This window comes from Cellulomonas algicola, assembly GCF_003851725.1.
GTDB lineage: Bacteria > Actinomycetota > Actinomycetes > Actinomycetales > Cellulomonadaceae > Cellulomonas > Cellulomonas algicola.
Genome location: NZ_BHYL01000504.1, coordinates 1 through 694, shown reverse-complemented (window position 1 = coordinate 694; position 694 = coordinate 1). Strand labels below are relative to the sequence as shown.

The window sequence follows — 694 nt, the reverse complement described above, 5'->3', positions numbered from 1 at the left end:
CGTCCGGGCGGCCGCGAGCGCACCCGCGTACTCGTCGAACGCGGTCCGGTCCGCGAGCCGCGCGGGCGGCGCACCGAGGTCCAGCCGCGCGGCGTCGCGGCCCGCCGTGTAGCCCGCGTGACCCGTGCTGCGGATCGTGTCGGACGCCGTCGGGCCGGGGACGTCGGCGTGCCCGGCGTGCGCCCGCGCGGCGCCCTGGCCGTAGAGGTACCCGCTGACGAAGCCGCCCTCGGTCTGCGCGGGCGCTGCGTCCACCGAGGCGCTCCCCGCGGTGACGCCTGCGCCGCAGTCCTGCCACCCGAGCGCGTGCCCGCTGCGTGCCGCGTCCGCGCCGGTGCCCGCCTTCCGGTCCTCGACTCCCGCGCGGTAGTCGTCGAAGCCGACGCCCTCGCCGCCGCCCGCCGGTCGCGGCCCCGTGAGGCCCGCCAGGCCCGCCCGGGCCTCCTCGGTCCCCGCCCGGTAGTCGGCGTGCCCGGCGGCCTCCGCCGAGCTCGCGCCCTCATAGCCGGTCCCCCACGCGGCGGTCCGGGCGAGGTCGGTGCCCCGCCAGTACTCGGTCCACCCCGCGGTCCGCGCCTCGCTGCCCGCGGCCGGCGGCGCGGTGCGCGCACCCGCACGGGCACGGTCGACGCCGTCGACGAACTCGGCGAACCCGAGCCGCGCCCCGGGAGCCGTCGGCGGCGTCGCGCCGCGG

General features: G+C 81.4%; 1 protein-coding gene. It reads right to left on the bottom strand.

Going from position 1 to position 694, the window contains the following annotated elements:
• The coding region (locus tag CTKZ_RS21895) for a hypothetical protein (RefSeq protein WP_200829884.1) at positions 1–694 on the bottom strand (694 nt) is incomplete at both ends.